Origin of the sequence: Streptomyces sp. NPDC048718 (assembly GCF_043198875.1) — a bacterium.
Taxonomy (GTDB): Bacteria; Actinomycetota; Actinomycetes; order Streptomycetales; family Streptomycetaceae; genus Streptomyces.
On the sequence record NZ_JBICVG010000002.1, the window covers coordinates 124,313 to 142,758 of the forward strand.

14 protein-coding genes are annotated in these 18,446 nt (G+C 72.5%); 6 read left to right on the forward strand and 8 right to left on the reverse strand.

Going from position 1 to position 18,446, the window contains the following annotated elements; genetic code table 11:
* Positions 1 to 7: 7 nt before the first annotated feature.
* A complete protein-coding gene (locus ACGFRB_RS03625) occupies positions 8 to 817 on the reverse strand; it encodes a crotonase/enoyl-CoA hydratase family protein (RefSeq protein WP_393238482.1) in 810 nt (269 codons plus the stop codon).
* Between the two features lie 168 nt (positions 818 to 985).
* Between ACGFRB_RS03625 and ACGFRB_RS03630 the strand changes: the two genes are divergently transcribed.
* Positions 986 to 2,665 carry an acyl-CoA synthetase gene (locus ACGFRB_RS03630; RefSeq protein ID WP_393238485.1) on the forward strand — a complete coding sequence of 560 codons (1,680 nt, stop codon included), beginning with the start codon at positions 986 to 988 and terminating at the stop codon, positions 2,663 to 2,665.
* Between the two features lie 53 nt (positions 2,666 to 2,718).
* On the opposite strand, the gene ACGFRB_RS03635 is transcribed toward ACGFRB_RS03630, so the two are convergent.
* Entirely contained in the window at positions 2,719 to 4,242 is a 1,524-nt protein-coding gene (locus ACGFRB_RS03635; protein ID WP_393238488.1) for an alpha/beta fold hydrolase, read from the reverse strand.
* A gap of 102 nt (positions 4,243 to 4,344) precedes the next feature.
* Between ACGFRB_RS03635 and ACGFRB_RS03640 the strand changes: the two genes are divergently transcribed.
* Positions 4,345 to 5,175: a pentapeptide repeat-containing protein gene (locus ACGFRB_RS03640; protein WP_393238491.1), complete on the forward strand. Its 831-nt coding sequence runs from the start codon at positions 4,345 to 4,347 to the stop codon at positions 5,173 to 5,175.
* Between the two features lie 45 nt (positions 5,176 to 5,220).
* Here the strand turns inward: ACGFRB_RS03640 and ACGFRB_RS03645 are convergent, their stop codons facing one another.
* The 3 genes from ACGFRB_RS03645 to ACGFRB_RS03655 form a co-directional block, all read right to left on the reverse strand.
* Positions 5,221 to 6,012, reverse strand: a complete 792-nt coding sequence (locus ACGFRB_RS03645; RefSeq protein WP_393239421.1) for a GNAT family N-acetyltransferase — start codon at positions 6,010 to 6,012, stop codon at positions 5,221 to 5,223.
* 178 nt (positions 6,013 to 6,190) lie between these two features.
* Positions 6,191 to 6,775, reverse strand: coding sequence for a cupin domain-containing protein (locus ACGFRB_RS03650; protein WP_363008090.1), 585 nt, complete (start codon positions 6,773 to 6,775; stop codon positions 6,191 to 6,193).
* 16 nt (positions 6,776 to 6,791) lie between these two features.
* The gene (locus tag ACGFRB_RS03655) at positions 6,792 to 8,018 is read right to left on the reverse strand and encodes a cytochrome P450 (protein WP_393238494.1); all 1,227 of its coding nucleotides are present in this window, start codon (positions 8,016 to 8,018) and stop codon (positions 6,792 to 6,794) included.
* A 630-nt stretch (positions 8,019 to 8,648) separates the two neighbouring features.
* Here ACGFRB_RS03655 and paaK point away from each other — a divergent pair.
* Positions 8,649 to 9,938: a phenylacetate--CoA ligase PaaK gene (gene paaK, locus ACGFRB_RS03660; protein ID WP_363008086.1), complete on the forward strand. Its 1,290-nt coding sequence runs from the start codon at positions 8,649 to 8,651 to the stop codon at positions 9,936 to 9,938.
* A gap of 217 nt (positions 9,939 to 10,155) precedes the next feature.
* Here the strand turns inward: paaK and ACGFRB_RS03665 are convergent, their stop codons facing one another.
* Positions 10,156 to 11,283 carry an NADH:flavin oxidoreductase gene (locus ACGFRB_RS03665; RefSeq protein WP_393238498.1) on the reverse strand — a complete coding sequence of 376 codons (1,128 nt, stop codon included), beginning with the start codon at positions 11,281 to 11,283 and terminating at the stop codon, positions 10,156 to 10,158.
* Between the two features lie 116 nt (positions 11,284 to 11,399).
* Here ACGFRB_RS03665 and ACGFRB_RS03670 point away from each other — a divergent pair, with 116 nt between their 5' ends.
* On the forward strand, positions 11,400 to 11,846 hold the full coding sequence (locus ACGFRB_RS03670; protein WP_393238501.1) for a MarR family winged helix-turn-helix transcriptional regulator: 447 nt from the start codon (positions 11,400 to 11,402) through the stop codon (positions 11,844 to 11,846).
* Positions 11,847 to 12,002: 156 nt separating this feature from the next.
* On the forward strand, positions 12,003 to 12,809 hold the full coding sequence (locus ACGFRB_RS03675) for a DUF817 domain-containing protein (protein ID WP_393238504.1): 807 nt from the start codon (positions 12,003 to 12,005) through the stop codon (positions 12,807 to 12,809).
* Here the strand turns inward: ACGFRB_RS03675 and ACGFRB_RS03680 are convergent.
* The gene (locus tag ACGFRB_RS03680) at positions 12,772 to 14,283 is read right to left on the reverse strand and encodes a fatty acyl-CoA synthetase (protein WP_393238507.1); all 1,512 of its coding nucleotides are present in this window, start codon (positions 14,281 to 14,283) and stop codon (positions 12,772 to 12,774) included. The genes ACGFRB_RS03675 and ACGFRB_RS03680 overlap by 38 nt on opposite strands.
* Before the next feature lie 174 nt (positions 14,284 to 14,457).
* Here ACGFRB_RS03680 and ACGFRB_RS03685 point away from each other — a divergent pair, with 174 nt between their 5' ends.
* On the forward strand, positions 14,458 to 16,911 hold the full coding sequence (locus ACGFRB_RS03685; RefSeq protein ID WP_393238510.1) for a penicillin acylase family protein: 2,454 nt from the start codon (positions 14,458 to 14,460) through the stop codon (positions 16,909 to 16,911).
* A gap of 195 nt (positions 16,912 to 17,106) precedes the next feature.
* Here ACGFRB_RS03685 and ACGFRB_RS03690 read toward each other — a convergent pair whose 3' ends face one another.
* A complete protein-coding gene (locus ACGFRB_RS03690; RefSeq protein WP_393238513.1) occupies positions 17,107 to 18,207 on the reverse strand; it encodes a calcium:proton antiporter in 1,101 nt (366 codons plus the stop codon).
* Positions 18,208 to 18,446 lie beyond the last annotated feature (239 nt).

Here is an 18,446-nt window from a genome sequence, read left to right on the forward strand (position 1 = left end):
GCACGGCTCACCGGCGGTGGTAGACCGGGGCGCGTTTCTCCGCGAAGGCGCGGGCTCCCTCCTTCGCGTCGTCGGTCGCGAACAGGGGCCGGCCGCGCGCCAGTTCGGCGGCGAGACCGTCCTCCTCCGTCATGCCGGCGGTCTCGTAGACGGACGCCTTGACGGCTTCGACGGCGAGCGGGCCGCAGGCGTTGATCCGGTCGGCGATCTCCAGGGCCGTATCGAGGGCCCGGCCGTCGGGGACGACCCGGCCGACGAGGCCGATGCGGGCGGCTTCCCCGGCCGAGTACGGCCGGCCGGTGAGGAGCATTTCGAGGGCGTGGGTGCGGGGGATCTGGCGGGGCAGCCGGACGGTGGATCCGCCGATGGGGAACAGGCCGCGGCGGACCTCGTACAGGCCGAAGGTGGCGGAGGCGCCGGCGACCCGGATGTCGGTGCCCTGGAGGATCTCGGTGCCGCCGGCGACGCAGGGGCCCTCGACCGCCGCGATCACGGGTTTGCGGGGGCGGTGATGGCGCAGCATGGCCTTCCAGTGGAGGTCGGGGTCGGCGGCCATCCGGTCGCGGTACCGCTGCTGGGTCCGTCCCGCCGCGCCGGTGCCGGCGAGCGCCTTGAGGTCCATGCCCGCGCAGAAGGCGCCGCCCGCGCCGGTGAGGACGACGGAGCGGACGGAGTCGTCGGCGTCGGCGGCGAGCCAGCCGTCGTACAGGCCGACCAGCATCGGCGGCGAGAGCGCGTTCCTGGCCTCGGGCCGGTCGAGGGTGAGCACGAGGGTGGCGCCTTCGCGCCGTACGGTGAGGTGTTCGGTGCCGCTCATCGGGGTCTCCCGTCTGGCGTGTCCGGAACAGGGTGCAGGAGACCCGCGGGCACTTCAAGGGTTTCCTGACTCTTCGTCAGATTCTTCTGTACGATCCCTTCCACCCTCCCCCCATCGGTGCTCTGATGGCCGCCGAGTCCGTGGCGGGCCACACGATCAGGAGGAACGGTGGAGTACAACCTTGCCGACCTTTTCGAATCGGTCGTCGACGCGGTCTGGGACCGTGAGGCGCTGGTGTACGTCGACCATCCGGGGACCGGGGCCGAGCGCCGGCTCACCTACGCGGAACTCGACGCCGCCGCCAACCGGATCGCCCACCACCTGACCGGCGCGGGCATCCGCCCCGGCGAGCACGTCGGAATCCAGTTGTACAACGGGGTCGAGTACCTCCAGACGGTGCTTGCCTGCCTGAAGGCGCGGGTCGTTCCCGTCAACGTCAACTACCGGTACGTCGAGGACGAGCTGGCCTATCTCTACCGGGACGCCGATCTGGCCGCGCTGGTCTTCGACGCCGAGTTCACCGACCGGGTCGCGACCGCCGCGCCGCGCGCGGGCACCCTGCGGCATCTGGTGCGGGCCGGGGCACCGGGCGCCGGGCGTCCGGCCGCACCGCCGCGCTGTGTGGAGTTCGAGGAGGCCGAGGCGTCCGGCTCCCCGGAGCGCGGCTTCGCCCCGCGTTCGGCCGACGACCTGTTCATCATCTACACCGGCGGCACCACGGGCATGCCGAAGGGGGTGATATGGCGTCAGGAGGACTTGTTCTTCGCCGGTTTGTTCGGCGGTGATCCGGGCGGCACGCCCATCACCCGTCCGGAGGAACTGGCGGAGCGTGTCGCCGCGGGCGGTGCGGGACTCACCTTCTTCCCCGTTCCCCCGCTGATGCACGGCACCTCCACGCTCACCGCGTTCATCGCCCTCGACTGCGGGCAGCGGGTGGCGCTCCACCGCAAGTACGTCCCCGAGGAGGTGCTGCGCACCATCGAGAAGGAGAAGGTGTCCAGTGTGTCGCTGGTCGGCGACGCCATGCTGCGCCCGCTGGTCGACGCGCTGCGGGGGCCGTCGCGGGACACCGATCTGTCGTCGCTGTTCGCCCTGTCCTCCTCGGGCGCGATCATGTCGGACACCGTGCGCGAGGAGCTGCGCGCCCTGATGCCGAACGTCCTGCTGCTGAACAACTTCGGTTCGTCCGAGTCCGGCTCCAACGGCCGGGCGACCGACGACTCGGGCCCGGCGAATGGCTTCCGGCTGCACGTCAACTCCCGCACCCGGGTGGTTGATCCGGCGACCCTGGAGCTGTCGGCCCCGGGTGCCCCCGGCCGGCTCGCGCAGCACGGTCATGTGCCGCTCGGCTACTACAACGACCCGGCGAAGACGGCCGAGACCTTCTTCCGGCGCGACGGCGAACGCTGGGTGCTGCTCGGCGACATGGCGACCGTCGGCGAGGACGGCATCGTCACCGTCCTCGGGCGCGGCTCGCAGTGCATCAACACCGGCGGCGAGAAGGTCTATCCGGAAGAGGTCGAGCAGGCGCTCAAGGCCCACCCGGACGTGTACGACGCGCTCGTCGCCGGAGTGCCCGACCCGGTCTGGGGCAGCCGGGTGGCAGCCGTCGTCCAACTCCGCGACGGAGCGAAGCCGTTGGACCTGGAGGCCGTGCAGACGCACTGCCGGACCCGGCTCGCCGGGTACAAGGTGCCGCGCCGGCTCGTCCTGGCCGATCCGATCCGGCGCTCCCCCACGGGCAAGGCGGACTACCGCTGGGCGCGGTCGGTGGCCGAGGGCACCGGCGACGGCGACGGCGACAGCGACAGCGACAGCGACAGCGACAGCGACAGCGACAGGGTCTGACCAGGCCGGTCACCGGACGGACGCCGGGCGGACGCCGCCCACGAGATCGATTCTCAGACTCCGAACTCCCTTATCAGGAGCAGGAATTCATCCGGCCGCTCCGTGTGGATCAGATGTCCGGCCTCGATCGTCACATGCCGGGCGCCGGGGATCCGCCGGGCCATCCAGGCAAGTTGCTCCTGGGGCAGATGACTGCCCGACCCGCCGCCGACGACGAGCGTCGGCGCGGTGATGGCGGACAGCTCGTCGAGCCAGGCCGGTTCGGGTGCGTTCAGCTCGGCGTCGACCGCCGCGACGATCGCCCAGTCGAAGCCGGGCGGCTCCTCGGGCGGCAGGGCCGGGCCGCGCGGCGGGTCGAGGGGGAAGAAGACGGCGGCGTCCTCCAGGACGAGCCGGCCGATCAGGTCCGGCTCGCGCTGCGCGAGCAGATACGCGGCCGCGCCGCCCATCGAGTGGCCCACGACCGTGGCTCCGGCCAGTCCGAGGGCCTTCAGGAAGCCTCCCAACTCGTCACGGAACAATTCGAATCCGTACTGTCCGGGATGGTCGCTCAGCCCGTGACCGCGCAGGTCGAGCGCGTACACCCGGCGGTCCGCCGCGAGCGCCGTCGCCATCGTGTCCCAGGTGGCGCCGTCCTCGCCTCGCCCGTGCACCAGCACCACCGGCGGCGCGCCCTCGGGGCCGGTGACCCGGTAGGCGAGCCGTACCCCGTCCACCGTGACCGTGCGGACCCCGGGTTCGAGGAAGGCGGCGACGGAGCGGCGGAAGGCGCCGGCGTCGTCGACCCACGGGAAGTGCCCCGCCCCGCTCTGCACGACGAGTTCGGCGCGCGGGAAGCAGTCGGCGATCCGAGCGGCCATGGCCGGGGTAGGGCCGCCGTCGTACTCACCCGCGAGGACGAGGACCGGCGCGTCGAGTTCCCGCAGCGCCGCCCGGGTCGCGGCGGGGTCGAAGGCGCCCGGCCCGTAGAACGCCTCGGCCGCCTCCCAACTGGTCTGTTCCACCACCGCGTCCGCGTGCGCCCGGGCGGCCTCGTCCCACCGTCCGTACGCGAAGGGCATGACAAGCGGAGCGGCCTCACGCACCGGGGCGCCGGGGTCGAGTGCGTCCAGAGCGGCACGCGCGCCGACGTACCAGGGCTGGTCCGCGAAGACCTCGGCGGCCTTGTCCCACTCCTCGTCCGTCACCTCGACGCCGACGGCCCGGCCGCCGGGCGTGACCAGCACCAGCGACCGGATCCGGCCGGGGTGCGCGGCGGCATACAGGGTGGCGAGGTTGGCGCTGCCGGAGTGGCCGAGCAGATCGATCCGCGCGAGGCCCAAGTGGGCGCGCAGGGCCTCGATGTCGGCGACCTGCCGGTCGCAGCGGTAGCCGCCCGGATCGGCGGGGACCGCGCTGTCCCCGGTGCCGCGCGGGTCGAGCACGACGAGTGAACGGTGGGCGGCAAGGCCCCCGAGGTCACCGAGATACGCCTGGTCCCGCATGGGGCCGCCGGGCAGCACGATCAGCGGCTCGCCGCCCTCCCCCTGTACACGGTAGGCGAGTCGGGTCCCGTCGTACGTCGTGAAATGAGGCATGCCGCCGATCATGTACGCGCGGGGCGGGCAGGGCAATGGGTTTCCGGTGGCCGGGGTACGGTGGGCGCTCCCCGTACCCGCCAGCGAAGGAATCGTTTCACCGTGTCGGAGAACCGTCAGGCAGCACCGCACCACGACGAGTTGCTCGGCGACTGCGCCCGCTGTTTCGGCCTGTGCTGTGTGGCCCTCCCCTTCGCCAAGTCGAGCGGCTTCGCGGTGGACAAGTCCGCCGGCGACCCGTGCCGCAACCTTCAGGACGACTTCCGCTGCGGGATCCACACCGGGCTGCGCGAGCGCGGCTTCTCCGGCTGCACGGTGTACGACTGCTTCGGCGCCGGACAGAAGGTCTCGCAGGTGACCTTCGGCGGGGTGTCGTGGCGCGAGGCCCCGGACACGGCACGGCGAATGTACGAGGTATTTCCGGTGATGCGTCAGCTGCACGAGCTGCTCCACTATCTCTCCGAGGCCCGGTCCCTCGACGCCACCCGCCCCCTGCACGGCGAACTCGACCGGGCGCTGGCCCGGGTGGGGCGGCTGACCGACGCCTCGGCGGCCGAGTTGGAAACACTGGACGTGGGCCCGGTGCGAGCGGAGATCAATCCGCTGCTCCTGAAGAGCAGCGCCCTGGTGCGGGCGGCGGCCGGCGGCAAGCCGAAGAGCCGGCGGGGCGCCGATCTGATCGGGGCCCGGCTGCGCGGGGCGAAGCTGCGCGGCGCCGACCTGCGCGGGGCGCTGCTGATCGCGGCGGACCTGACCGGGGCGGATCTGTCGCTGGCCGACATGATCGGCGCGGACCTGAGGGACGCCGATCTGTCGGGAGCGGACCTGACCGGGGCCCTGTTCCTCACCCAGCCGCAGCTGAACGCGGCCCGCGGCGACGCGGCGACCCGGCTGCCGGAGGGCTTCACGCGCCCCGCGCACTGGGCCCGCTGACTACCCGTCGCCCCATCACCTTGCCCCGGTCGATCGCCCCGGGGCTCAGACCCCGGCGCCGGCCTCGTGGATGTACGGGGTGGTCGTGGTCAGGGCCTCGAAGCCGAGGCGCCGCAGGATCGGGCGGCTGGTGTCCCGGGCGTCCACCTGGAGATAGCGGTAGCCGCGCGCGGCGGCGACCCGGGCCCGATGGGCGACCAGGGCGCGGTAGATGCCTCGGCCTCGCCACGCCTCGACGGTGCCTCCCCCGCACAGACCGGCGAAGTCGCTGTCCGGCGGGAGTTCCAGACGGGCGGCGCTGACGGGTTCGCCGTCGTGGAGGGCTACGACGGCCGCGAAGCTGTCGGGCGCGTCGGCGAGTTGGTCGATCAGCCGTCGGCCGAGGTCCGAGCCGTCCGTGCCGAACGCCTGCTCGCGCACACGGACCAGCAGCGCCACGCCGGCCGCGTCGGTGACCTCGCGCAGTTCGACGCCCTCGGGCAGCTCCCCGGGGACGGACAAGGCGGCCGCTTCCGCGACCATCAGGGTCTCCCGGTCCTCCGCCGTGAATCCGGCGGCCTCCAGACGCGCGGGGAGATCGGCGGGGCGGTCGTGGCCGTACGCCTTCCATTCGAAGGTGCGGTGGCCGGCGGAGGCGTAGTGCCGGATCTGCGCGGCGATGGCGGCGTCGGCGTCGTCCGGGCCGAGCCCGGACCACAGGACGCCGTTCCAGCCGTGGGCGGGTCCGGTCTGCCGGACGACGGGGCCGTCGCGTTCGACGCGCGCACCGGGGCCGTCCGGGCGGGCGCCGAGGCGGAGCTGACGGTCGTACAGATCACGGAGGGTGGTGAGGTCCAGGGAATCCATGGCCTCACCCCAGCATCCGTCGGGGCGCCCGCGCCACCGCATTTCGGCCGCCGGGCGGGGCCGGGGACCCGGTGCGACCTCGGGTTCCGGGGCGCGGGCGGTGCGCCGTACCGTGCGCCGCCGTATGCCGTATGCCGCCGAATGCCGTACGCCGCCGTGTGCCGTCCCGTCACGCTCCCGCGTCGAGCCGCGTTCCGTTCTCCTCCGGCCAGGGCCGGTCGTCGTGCCGGAGCGGGGTGATCTGCTGGATGTCGTAGCGCAGGCGCAGCGCCTCGATGGCGGCGTGGTCGGGCGGGCCTCCGGACGCGAGGATGTCCATCAACTCCTCGAAGTAGCGCTCGTGGTCGGGGGGCGGGGAGGCCTGGAACAGCATGCGCACCGGGTCGCCGGTGGGGTTGGCGAAGGCGTGCGGGCAGCCGGGCGGGACGAGGATGAGGGTGCCCGCCCCGGCCCGGACGACCCGCTGCCCGGCGGCGGATTCCCAGCCGCGCCAGCTGTCGCGGGTGCGGACCAGCGGCTCGAAGGCGAGCACGTCGAGCTCGCCCTCCAGGACGTAGAACAGTTCCTCGCTGCGCTCGTGGGCGTGCGCGCCGACGTCGAAGCCGGGGGGCACGACGACCTCGAAGGTCGAGGAGGTGGAGGTGTGTTCGCCGGTCGCCTTGAAGGTGACGCGCTGGGCGGCGGTGACGAGGGTCTTGCCCTGGCCGGGCGGCACGATCAGGCCGCCGGCCGGTCCGATGGCTGTGGCGGTCACGGGGTGGCTGCTCCTCTCACCAGACCACGGGCAGCGTCTCGGGGCCTCGGATGAGGGCTCCGCGCTGCCAGCGGACCTCCTCCTCGGGGACGGCGAGCCGCAGGCCGGGAAAGCGGGTCCACAGGGTGTCGATCAGGATCTCGGACTCGATGCGGGCGAGGGCGGATCCGGGGCAGTAGTGCGGGCCGTGGCCGAAGGCGACGTGCGGGTTGTAGCCGCGGTCGAAGTCGAGCCGGTCGGGGTCGGCGAAGACGGCGGGGTCGCGGTTGGCGGTGAGGTACGAGACGTAGACGGGGTCCCCGGCGGGGATGAGGACACCGCCGACCTCGACGTCCTCCAGCGCGATCCGGGACAGGCCGACGGCGTTGCGGTGCGGGATGTAGCGCAGCAGTTCGTCGACGGCCCCCGGGAGCAGGGCGGGGTCGGCGCGCAGCCGGGCCAGATGGCCGGGGTGGGTGAGGAGCGCGTAGACCATGTTGGCGCTGTTGTTGCGGACGGAGTGGGCGCCGCCGAGCTGGATGAGGACGGCGAGGCCGACGGCCTCCCGCTCGTCGAGGGAGCCCTCGTCGACGGCGTCGGCGAGGACGGCGGCGAGGAACTCCTTGCCGGTGCCGTGGCTGCGGCCGATCAGCTCGGTGAAGTAGCGGGCCATCTCGGACTTGGCGCGTTCGCAGGCCTCGCGGCTGGCGCCGGCGGAGACGATGGCGTCGGACCACCGGGCCATGAGCGGGCGGTCGCCCTCGGGGATCCCCATGAGTTCGCCGACCATGGCGAGCGGGAAGGGCCGGTTGACGTGTTCCATGAGGTCGGCGGGCGGCCCGTGCCGTTCGAGCCGGTCGAGCAGCCGGTCCATGACGTCCTGGGCGTGGTCGCGCAGCGCGGCGAGGGCGCGGGCGGAGAAGGCGCGAGCGACGACGCGGCGCATCCGGGTGTGCTCCGGAGGGTCGGCGAAGCCGACGGCGTCCTCCATGGGGATGAAGTGGGGGGCCAGCCGGGTGACGGAGCGCCCGTAGACGGCCTGCCGGCTGAACCGGGGGTCCGTGGTGACGAACTTGACGTCCTCGTAGCGGGTGACGAGCCAGGCGTGGCCGTCGCCGTGCGGCAGCCGGACGCGGCCGACCGGCTCCTCGTGGAGGAGCCTGGCGAGCAGGGGGTCGAAGGCGAGGCCGGTGAGGTCGGGGACGGCCCAGAAATGGACGCGGGGCCCGTCCTCGGTGCCCGGGCTCGTCGCGGTCGTCGTCATCGGGCCACCACCGTGGGGGACGCTGCGGGGCCGGTGGGGCGGCGGGGCACGGCGCGGCAGGGGACGGGGACGACGGGGCGGAGCGCGTGGAGCATGGTGGTCCCAGGGTCCGGGGGCGGGCGGAAGCCGGGCGGCTCCCTCGTCCGTTGCCTTTCCCTGGTTCGCGCTGGTTCGCGCGTACGGGCGGGCGATCGCACCCGAATGCGTGATCGGCCGGCAAAGTCCGCCGCCGGGTCCGGTGGCACGGTCCTCCAGGCCTTCAACGCGCTCCGGGCAAGGCCCGGTTCGCCGCTCCTCGGCTCGGCGCGGCCGGTTCCAAAACGCCCGGGGGGCGGGGTGCGCGACCGCCCCGGGCCCGCACTGGACCCACCCCGGGCTCGCCTCGGACCCACCCCGGACCCACCCCGGACCCACCCCGGACCCGCCGCGGACCCACCCCGGACCCGCCGCGGACCCGCCGCGCGCTCGGCCGTCCGGGTCGGCGCGCGGGAGAAGAAAACCCGCTCCCACCTCTTGCCAAACCCCCCGGGCGGACGGTTTTACTGACCCCGAAAGGATCTACCGAATGATCGGTCGTCCGTTTTACGACGGGCGGCCCGGTGGAATACGCGTGAGGCGAGGGAGTGGCGCATGAGTGACCTGCTGGACGCGGGCGAGCGGCTCGGACGCGACGAGCTGGAGGCGCTCCAGCTGGAGCGGATGCGCGCGAGCCTGCGGCACGCCTACGAGAACGTGGCGTTCTACCGGCAGTCCTTCGACCAGGCGGGGGTACGGCCGGAGGACTGCCGCTCCCTCGCGGACCTGGCCCGCTTCCCCTTCACCGTCAAGTCCGATCTGCGCGAGCACTACCCGTTCGGGATGTTCGCGGTCGACCAGTCCGAGATCCGCCGGCTGCACGCCTCCAGCGGTACGACCGGGCGCCCCACGGTGGTCGGCTACACCCAGCGCGACCTGGACACCTGGGCGGACGTGGTGGCGCGCTCGCTGCGCGCGGCCGGCGCCCGGCCGGGCCACAAGGTGCACGTTGCGTACGGCTACGGCCTGTTCACCGGCGGCCTCGGCGCGCACTACGGGGCCGAGCGGCTCGGCTGCACGGTCATCCCGGCCTCCGGTGGCATGACCGCCCGCCAGGTCCAGCTCATCTCGGATCTGCGGCCCGAGATCATCATGGTGACGCCCTCGTACATGCTCACCCTGCTCGACGAGTTCGAGCGCCAGGGCGTCGACCCGCGGGGCACCTCGCTGAAGGTCGGGGTCTTCGGCGCCGAGCCGTGGACCGAGGAGATGCGCCGGGAGATCGAGGAACGCTTCGCGATCGACGCCGTCGACATCTACGGCCTGTCGGAGGTGATGGGCCCCGGTGTGGCGCAGGAGTGCGTGGAGACCAAGGACGGTCTGCACATCTGGGAGGACCACTTCTACCCGGAGATCGTGGACCCGATCACCGGCGAGGTGCTGCCGGACGGGGAGGAGGGCGAGCTGGTCTTCACCTCCCTGACCAAGGAGGCGATGCCGGTGATCCGGTACCGCACCCGCGACCTGACCCGGCTGCTGCCCGGCACCGCGCGGACCTTCCGCCGGATGGAGAAGGTGACCGGCCGCAGCGACGACATGATCATCCTGCGCGGGGTCAACCTGTTCCCGACCGCGGTCGAGGAGATCGTGCTCCGCACGCCCGCCGTCGCCCCGCACTTTCAGCTCCGACTGACCCGCGAGGACCGCCTCGACTCCCTGACCGTACGGGCCGAGGCCCGCCCCGAGGCGACCCCCGAGCAGCGCGCCGAGGCCGCCCGGTCCATCGCCGCGGCGGTCAAGGACGGCATCGGTGTCTCCGTGACGGTGGAGGTGGTCGACCCGGAGACCATCGAGCGGAGCGTGGGCAAGATCAAGCGGATCGTGGACCTGCGCGGGAAGGGCTGATCGCGCGCCCCTGCCCGGCAGACCGAATGCGGCGGCCTCCCGGGAGGCCGCCGGCCGGCCGGGGGGTCCGACCGCTTCCCGCCGAACGCACCGGGGCCGGCCGGACGGTGCCGATCCCCGGATCGTCGCCGACGGCCGGCCCCGCGCGCCATCGGCCCACGCACCGCCGGGCCGGAGCCCCGTCTCACGGTGCGAAGGCCACCGGCCCGTACGTCCCTCAGCTCAGCGTCTTCAGCGCCGCCGCGTCGTAGGGCTTCAGCTCGTCGGTCCGGCCCGCGAGGACCTTCGCCGCCCACTCCGGGTCCTGGAGCAGCGCGCGGCCGACCGCGACCATGTCGAACTCGTCGCGCTCCAGACGGTCGAGAAGGTCGTCGATCCCCTGGACCGGCGCGCCCTGGCCCACGAAGGCGTGGATGAAGTCGCCGTCGAGACCGACCGAGCCGACGGTGATCGTGGGCCGGCCGGTCAGCTTCTTGGTCCAGCCCGCGAGGTTCAGGTCCGAGCCGTCGAACTCGGGGATCCAGTGACGGCGGGTGGAGGCGTGGAAGGCGTCGACACCGGCGGCGGCCAGCGGGGCGAGGATCGCCTCCAGCTCCTGCGGCGTCCCGGCGAGCCGCGCGTCGAAGGCGCCCTGCTTCCACTGCGAGTAACGGAAGATCACCGGGAAGGCGGGCGAGACGGCCGCGCGGACCGCGGCCACGATCTCGGCCGCGAACCGGGTACGGGCCACGGGGTCGCCGCCGTACTCGTCGGCGCGGCGGTTCGTGCCCTCCCACAGGAACTGGTCGATGAGGTAGCCGTGGGCGCCGTGGAGTTCGACGCCGTCGAAACCGATGCGCTCGGCGGCCGCGGCGGCCTCGGCGAAGGCGCCGATGACCTCGTCCAGGTCGCTCCTGGCCATCGCCTTGCCGGTGCCCTCGGTGCCGTCGATCCGGATGCCGGAGGGGCCCATGGCCGGGGCGTCGGCGAACGGGGGCTGGCCCTGCTCGCGCACCATGCCGATGTGCCACAGCTGCGGCACGATCGTGCCGCCCGCCGAGTGCACGTCCTCGGCGACCTTCGCCCACCCCGCCAGCTGCTCCTCGCCGTGGAACCGCGGCACGCGGTCGCTCTGCCCGGCCGACGCGTGGCCGATGTAGGTGCCCTCGGTGACGATCAGGCCCACGCCGGCGGCGGCGCGGCGGGCGTAGTACGACCGCACGTCCTCGCCGGGCACACCACCGGGGGAGAACATGCGCGTCATCGGCGCCATCGCGATGCGGTTCGGGACGGTCAGACCGTTCAGGGCGACGGGCCGGGAAAGGATCTCGGCCGCACGGGAGGCGGGGGACGCGGTGACGCTCACGGGGGCACTCCTCATGGCTGTTGCTTGACAACCTTGATGCTTGAGAACTTCATGCAATAAAAGAATGTAGAACTTGATATTTGAGGTAGTCAAGTTTCTCCCGGTAGAGTGGCGCCATGACAGAAGCTCCCCGCACGCACGCGCCCGCCGACACGGCCCGGCTCATGGAGCTGCTCTCGGTGTCCCTCGGCGTCTACTACGGCGACTTCACCGTCGCGGCGGCGAGCGAGAACCTCACGGTGAGCCAGGCCAAGACCCTGGCCACGCTGCGCCGGGGCCCCGCCTCGATGCGCGCCCTGGCCGGACACATGACCTGCGACGCCTCCAATGTGACGGGAATCGTCGACCGGCTGGAGAAGCGCGGCCTCGTGCGCCGCGAGGCCGACGTCTCGGACCGGCGCGTCAAGAACGTCGTCCTCACCGCCGAGGGCGAGCGCGTCGCCGACGCGATCCGTGCGGGGATGGGCACCACCCGGGAGGGTCTGGACCGGCTCGGCGACGAGGGCCGGGCCTGTCTGTACGCACTCCTTGAGAGGGTCTTCACTCCCCCGCCCGCCGCCTGACCCGCCCCGAGGGCCCCCCACGCCCCTGGCAGTCCCCCGCCGGAGCACACCCGTACGGCCGCGACCTGCCTGGTCCGGTCCGCCCGCCATCCGTACGGCCGGTCAGCCGGCCGTACGGGAACCGCCCCCGCTCGAACGCACGTCCCAGCCGGCATTATGAGCCTTCCCTCCTCCCTTCCCGGCCCCCCGTCCTCACCGCTGCGTCAGCTGCTCGGTTTCGGCTGGATGCAGACCCGCGCCTGCGCCTTCGCGATCGCGCTGCTGTCGGGAGTGGCGGCGTCCACGCTGCTGCCCGACCTGCCGGTGGCCCGCTACGACCTGCTCGTCGTCTACGGAGTCCTGCTCACCCTGCTCTTCTGGACGCGCGGCTGGGAGAGCAACCGGGACGTGGCCGTCATCGCCGTCTGTCACGTCATCGGACTGGCCTTCGAGCTGGTGAAGGTGTCCCTCGGCTCGTGGAGCTACCCGGAACCGGCGGTGCTGAAGTTCGCCGGCGTCCCGCTGTACGGCGGGTTCCTGTACGCGGCCGTCGGCAGCTACGTCTGCCGGGCCTGGCACCTGGCCGACCTCGAACTGGTCCGCTACCGGCCGCGGGCGACGGCCCTGGTGGCCGCCGCCGTCTACGCGAACTTCTTCACCCATCACTGGCTGCCCGACGTGCGCTGGCCGCTCGCAGCGCTCTTGGCCGCGGTCACCGCGCGCACCTGGGTGCGGTTCACGGTGCGCGGGGTGCGCCACCGGATGCCGCTGGCGCTGTCGTTCGTACTGATCGGCTTCTTCCTGTGGCTGGCGGAGAATCTCGCCACATACGTGGGTGCCTGGCGCTACCCGTACCAGACGCACGGCTGGCAGCCCGTCGGAGTGGAGAAGTTCGGCGCCTGGGCCCTGCTGATCAGTGTCACCGTCGTACTCGCCGCAGCCGCCTTCAGCGGTCGGCGAACCGCTCCCGCAGCTCGCGCTTGAGGATCTTGCCGCTCGCGTTGCGCGGCAGCGCGTCGAGGAGGATCACCCGCTTCGGGGCCTTGAAGCCGGAGAGCTTCTCCTTCGCGTGAGCGAGGAGTTCGGCCTCGGTGACCTCGGCGCACGGGACGACGAAGGCGGTGACGGCCTCGATCCAGCGCTCGTCGGGCAGTCCGACGACGGCCGTCTCGGCGACCGCCGGGTGGGTGTAGAGGGCGTCCTCGACCTGACGGGAGGCGACCAGGACGCCACCGGAGTTGATGACGTCCTTGACCCGGTCGACGATGGTGAAGTAGCCGTCGGCGTCCCGGACGGCGAGGTCACCGGAGCGGAACCAGCCGCCTCGGAACGCCTCCCTGGTCTCCCCGGGCTTGTCCCAGTATCCGGCGCACAGTTGCGGGCTGCGGTAGACGACCTCGCCGGTCGTGCCGTCGGGGACTTCCCTGCCCTGCTCGTCGACGACCTTCGCCTCGACATGGCGCACCGGCCGCCCGCAGGAGTCCATCCGCCCCTCGTGCTCGTCGGGCCCGAGGACGGTGGCCAGGGGCCCGATCTCCGACTGGCCGAAGCAGTTGTAGAAGCGCAGCCCGGGCAGCCGGCCCCGCAGCTGCTCCAGGACCGGGACCGGCATGATCGAGGCCCCGTAGTACGCCTTGCGCAGCGCCGACAGATCGCGGGTGGCGAACTCCGGGTGCCGGGAGAGACCGATCCACACCGTCGGCGGCGCGAACAGGCTGTCGCAGCGCCCGGAGGCGACGAGATCCAGCAGGACGGCCGGGTCGGGCCCGTCGACGATGACGTTCTCCGCGCCGACCGCGAGGTACGGCAGCAGGAAGACGTGCAGCTGCGCCGAGTGGTAGAGCGGCAGCGCGTGCACGGGCCGGTCGTCCTCGTGCAGGTCGAGGGCGTCGATCGCGCTCGCGTACTCGTGCACCAGGGCGCGGTGGGTCATCATCGCGCCCTTGGGCAGGGCAGTGGTGCCCGAGGTGTAGAGCAGCTGGACGAGGTCGCGGGCGTCGCGCTCCGGCTGGTACGCGGCCGGCTCGGCGAGCGCCGTGAGGAAGGAGTCCGCGGTGTCCCGCAGGGCCCGTACGGGGATGTCCTCGGGGATCTCGCCGACGAGGTCCGGATCGGCGAGGACCAGCGCGCTGCCCGACTGACGGAGGACGTAGTCGAGGTCGTCGCCGGTCAGGTGGTGGTTGACCGGCACATGGACGAGACCGGCGCGGGCGCAGGCGAGGAACGCGATCAGGCAGGCGTCGGAGTTGTGCGCGTAGGTCGCGACCCGGTCGCCCTCCTGGAGCCCGGTCCGCTGCCCGGCCTCGTACAGCAGCGACGCCCCGGTGGAGACGGCGGCGTCCAGCTCGGCGTACGTCCAGGTCCGGTCGCCGTAGCGGACGGCGATCCGGTCGGGGACGCGCTGGGCGCTGCGGCGCAGCACGCCGTCGACGGTGCGGGACAGCAGCTCTCGTTCCATGGCTGGATCTTGGGCGGGACCGGACACCTGGTCAAGTACCGGGGACGAGCCGGTTGTACGGATCCGGGGAACGCCCGTGCCCGGGTTCGGCGGTTGACAGGGCGGGCGCCCGCCTGTCTGGATGGGCCCCGCGTTCGACTCATGCCCGTTGTTCCTCGTCTGTTGGGAGAAACGTTGCATCCGCGCACTCTCTTTCCCAGCCTCGTCCCCGGCCGGCTGAAACGCCTCGCGCTGTTCGGCGCGGCCATCGCCACCGTCACCGCCTCGCTGCCCGCCGCGGCGGCCACCGGCCCGGGCGACCGGTCGCACCGGCCGTCGGACCGCGGTCTGTCGGCGGTCATCCGCTATACCGAGTACGGCATCCCGCACATCGTGGCCAAGGACTACGCGAACCTGGGCTTCGGCACCGGCTGGGCGCAGGCCGCCGATCAGATATGCACGCTGGCCGACGGTTTCGTGACCGTGGACGGCGAACGCTCCCGCTGGTTCGGCCCCGACGCCGTGACCGACGGCGCGATGTCCTCGGTCACCAAGAACCTCTCCAGTGACCTGTTCTTCCGCGGCGCCAAGGACGCGGGGACGGTCGAGGCACTGCTCGCCCAGCCCGCGCCGGCCGGACCGAGCGATCGGGTCGAGGAGCTGACGCGCGGCTACGCGGCCGGCTACAACGCCTGGCTGCGCCAGAACCGGATCACCGACCCGGCCTGTGCGGGCGCCGGCTGGGTACGGCCGATCACCGCCCTCGACGTGGCGCGCCATAGCTGGGCCCTGGCGGTGATCGGCGGTCAGGGCCGCGCCGTGGAAGGGATCACCGGCGCCCAGCCGCCCTCCACCGCCAACGCCGCCACCGGTCCGGCGCCGGCCGGAAGCACGCGCCGGGGCCCGGCTTCGGATCCGGGCCCCGACCCGGGCCGTACCGCCGCCGCGGCGAAGGAACTGTTCTCGGCCGCGAACGCGACCATGGGGTCCAACGCGGTCGCGTTCCGGGGCGGGGCGACCGCGGGCGGACGCGGGCTGCTGCTCGGCAATCCGCACTACCCCTGGCAGGGCGGCCGGCGCTTCTGGCAGTCCCAGCAGACCATCCCGGGCGAGCTGAACGTCTCCGGCGCCTCTCTGGTGGGCAGCCCCGTCGTCAACATCGGCTTCAACGACAAGGTGGCCTGGAGTCACACCGTCGCCACCGGCGTGCCGATGACCCTGCACCAGCTCACCCTCGACCCGGCCGACCCGACCGCGTACCTGGTGGACGGCCGACGGGAGAAGATGACCCGGCGCCCGGTGACGGTCGCGGTCGGCGGCGGCGCCTCGGTCACCCGGACGCAGTGGTGGACCCGGTACGGGCCGGTGATCGGCGGGCTCGGTTCCGCGCTGCCGCTGCCGTGGACGGCGACGACCGCCTACGCGCTCGGCGACCCGAACGCCGCCAATCTGCGGATGTCCGACACCGAGCTGGGCTTCGCCAAGGCCCGCTCCGCCCGCGACGTCGAGGCGTCGCTGCGCCGCACCCAGGGCCTGCCCTGGGTGAACACCATCGCCGCCGACGCGGCGGGACACACTCTGTTCACCCAGGCACAGGTGCTGCCGAGGGTCACCGACGAGCTGGCCGGGCGCTGCTCGACGGCGCTCGGCCGGGCCACCTATCCCACCTCCGGACTCGCGGTGCTCGACGGCTCGCGCGGAGACTGCGCCGTCGGCACGGACCGGGACGCCGTGCAGAGCGGGATCTTCGGGCCGGCGCACATGCCGGTCCTGCGGGACGCCCCGTACGTGGAGAACTCCAACGACAGCGCCTGGCTGGCCAACGCCGACCGGCCCCTCACCGGTTACGAGCGGGTCTTCGGCACCATCGGCACCGCACGCTCCCCGCGCACCCGCGGCGCGATCGAGGACGTGTCGGCGATGGCCGAGCGCGGCCGACTGACCGTGCGGGACCTCCAGCGGCAGCAGTTCGCCAACCGGGTGCCGATCGGCGATCTGGCCGCGTCGGACACGGCACGGGCCTGCGCCTCGGTGCTCGCCGGCGATCCGGAGCCGTGCCGGGTGATCGCGGCCTGGGACCGTACGATGAACACGGACAGCCGGGGCGCGCTGCTCTTCGACCGCTTCTGGCGGAAGTTCACGGCGCGGATCCCGCCGGCCGAGCAGTGGAAGGTGCCGTTCTCGGCGGCCGATCCGGTGGGCACTCCGCGCGTCCTCGCGACGGACTCCCCCACGTTCGCCAAGGCGCTGAAGGACGCGGTGGCCGAGCTGCGGGCGGCCAAGATCGCCCTGGACGCGCCGCTGGGCCCGCACCAGTTCGTGGTGCGCGGCGGGGAGCGGATCCCGGTGGGCGGCGGCACCGAGGGGCTGGGCGTCTGGAACAAGACGGAGTCCGTGTGGAACGCGGCGGGCGGCGGCTACACCGAGGTCGTGCACGGTACGAGCCATGTCCAGGCGGTCGGCTGGGACGGGAGCCGGTGCCCGGTGGCCCGGACCCTGCTGACGTACTCCCAGTCCGAGAACACGCTCTCGGCGCACTACAGCGACCAGACGCGGCTGTTCTCGGACGAGCGCTGGGTGACCTCCCGGTTCTGCGAGAAGGACATCATGCGCTCGCCCGCGCTCAAGGTCGTGACCGTGAAGGACTGAGCGCGGGGCGTGAGCAGGCCACGGCTGTGACCGGGCCGGGGCGGTAAGCGGACCGAGAGTGTGACCGGGCCGGGGCAGGTGGCCGGACCGGGGTATGGCCTGACCGGGGTATGGCCTGACCGCTGATACGACGACCGGGCGGGAGCGGATCGTACGATCGCTCCCGCCCGGTTTCATGGCCCGCTCACCTCCCGTTCAGGGGGTGAAGGACAGGAATACGAAGGCCGCGAAGAGGGAGAGATGGACGCTGCCCTGGAGGAGGTTGGCCCGGCCGGGCACCACCGTCAGGGCGCTCACCACGGCCGTGAGCACGAACAGCACCATGTGGAGCGGGTCCAGTCCCAGGATCAGCGGTCCCTCCAGCCAGATCGAGGCCAGCGCGATGGTGGGAATGGTGAGGCCGATGCTGGCGATGGCGGAGCCGTACGCCAGATTCATGCTGGTCTGCATGCGGTCGCGGCGGGCCGCCCGCACGGCGGCGAGGGTCTCGGGGAGCAGCACCATCATGGCGATGACGACACCGACGACCGCTTTGGGCAGTCCGGCCGTGGCGACGGCCTCCTCGATGGTGGGCGAGACGAGCTTGGCGTTTCCGACGACGGCGATGAGGGCGACCAGGAGCAGGCCGAGGCTGATCCACGCCAGCTTGGCGCTCGGCGGCGGGGCGTGCTCTTCGTCGCCCTGCTGGCCCGGGCGGGTCACCGGCAGGAAGTAGTCGCGGTGCCGGACGGTCTGGACGCCGACGAACACGCCGTACAGCAGGAGTGAGGCGACGGCCGCGAAGCCCAGTTGGGGGGCGGAGAACTGGGGGCCGGGGTGGGTGGTGGTGAAGGCCGGCAGGACCATGGTCATCGTGGTGAGGGTGCAGACGACGGCGAGTTCGCCGCCGCTGCCCTCCGCGTTGAAGACCGCTGTCCTATTGCGTAGCGCGGCGACCAGGAGGGCGAGGCCGACGATGCCGTTGCATGTGATCATCACGGCGGCGAAGACGGTGTCCCGGGCGTAACTGGTGGCTTTGTCGCCGCCGCCGATCATCAGGGTGACGATCAGCCCGACCTCGATGACGGTGACGGCCACCGCCAGCACGAGTGAGCCGTAGGGCTCGCCGACGCGCAGGGCGATGACCTCGGCGTGGTGGACGGCCGCGAGGACGGCGGCGAAGAGGCAGAGCACGATGAGGGCCACGGCGAAGCCGGGAAGGTGGTCGTGCCCCCATCCGAAGGCCAGGCCGATGGCCGCGACGACCGGTCCCCAGGTGGTCCACTGTCGTGTCAGTCCTGCGGTAGTCGAACTCATGGCCTGAATCCTGCCACAAAGGGGAGCCTAACCCTCCGCTTGAAGTGTGCGCGCCGAATATGACGCTCACTCAAGTACGTTGCCAGGCAAGGGATCACGGGGCCCTCACCATTTCTTGCATCGGACGGGCGTTCGACGCAGGGCATATTTCTCAGGTACGTTCGAGGGGACCGAGGCGAGCTGCGCCCCTGGTCGTGCGGGACCGCCCGTGGCGATCCCGGATCCGTTCCGGGGCCGTT

Bases quoted from the DNA above. Each gene is read 5' to 3' on its own strand.
- ACGFRB_RS03625 (WP_393238482.1), bottom strand. From the start codon at position 817: ATGAGCGGCACCGAACACCTCACCGTACGGCGCGAAGGCGCCACCCTC.
- ACGFRB_RS03635 (WP_393238488.1), bottom strand. From the start codon at position 4,242: ATGCCTCATTTCACGACGTACGACGGGACCCGACTCGCCTACCGTGTA.
- ACGFRB_RS03655 (WP_393238494.1), bottom strand. From the start codon at position 8,018: ATGACGACGACCGCGACGAGCCCGGGCACCGAGGACGGGCCCCGCGTC.
- paaK (WP_363008086.1), top strand. From the start codon at position 8,649: ATGAGTGACCTGCTGGACGCGGGCGAGCGGCTCGGACGCGACGAGCTG.
- ACGFRB_RS03670 (WP_393238501.1), top strand. From the start codon at position 11,400: ATGACAGAAGCTCCCCGCACGCACGCGCCCGCCGACACGGCCCGGCTC.
- ACGFRB_RS03675 (WP_393238504.1), top strand. From the start codon at position 12,003: ATGAGCCTTCCCTCCTCCCTTCCCGGCCCCCCGTCCTCACCGCTGCGT.
- ACGFRB_RS03680 (WP_393238507.1), bottom strand. From the start codon at position 14,283: ATGGAACGAGAGCTGCTGTCCCGCACCGTCGACGGCGTGCTGCGCCGC.
- ACGFRB_RS03690 (WP_393238513.1), bottom strand. From the start codon at position 18,207: ATGAGTTCGACTACCGCAGGACTGACACGACAGTGGACCACCTGGGGA.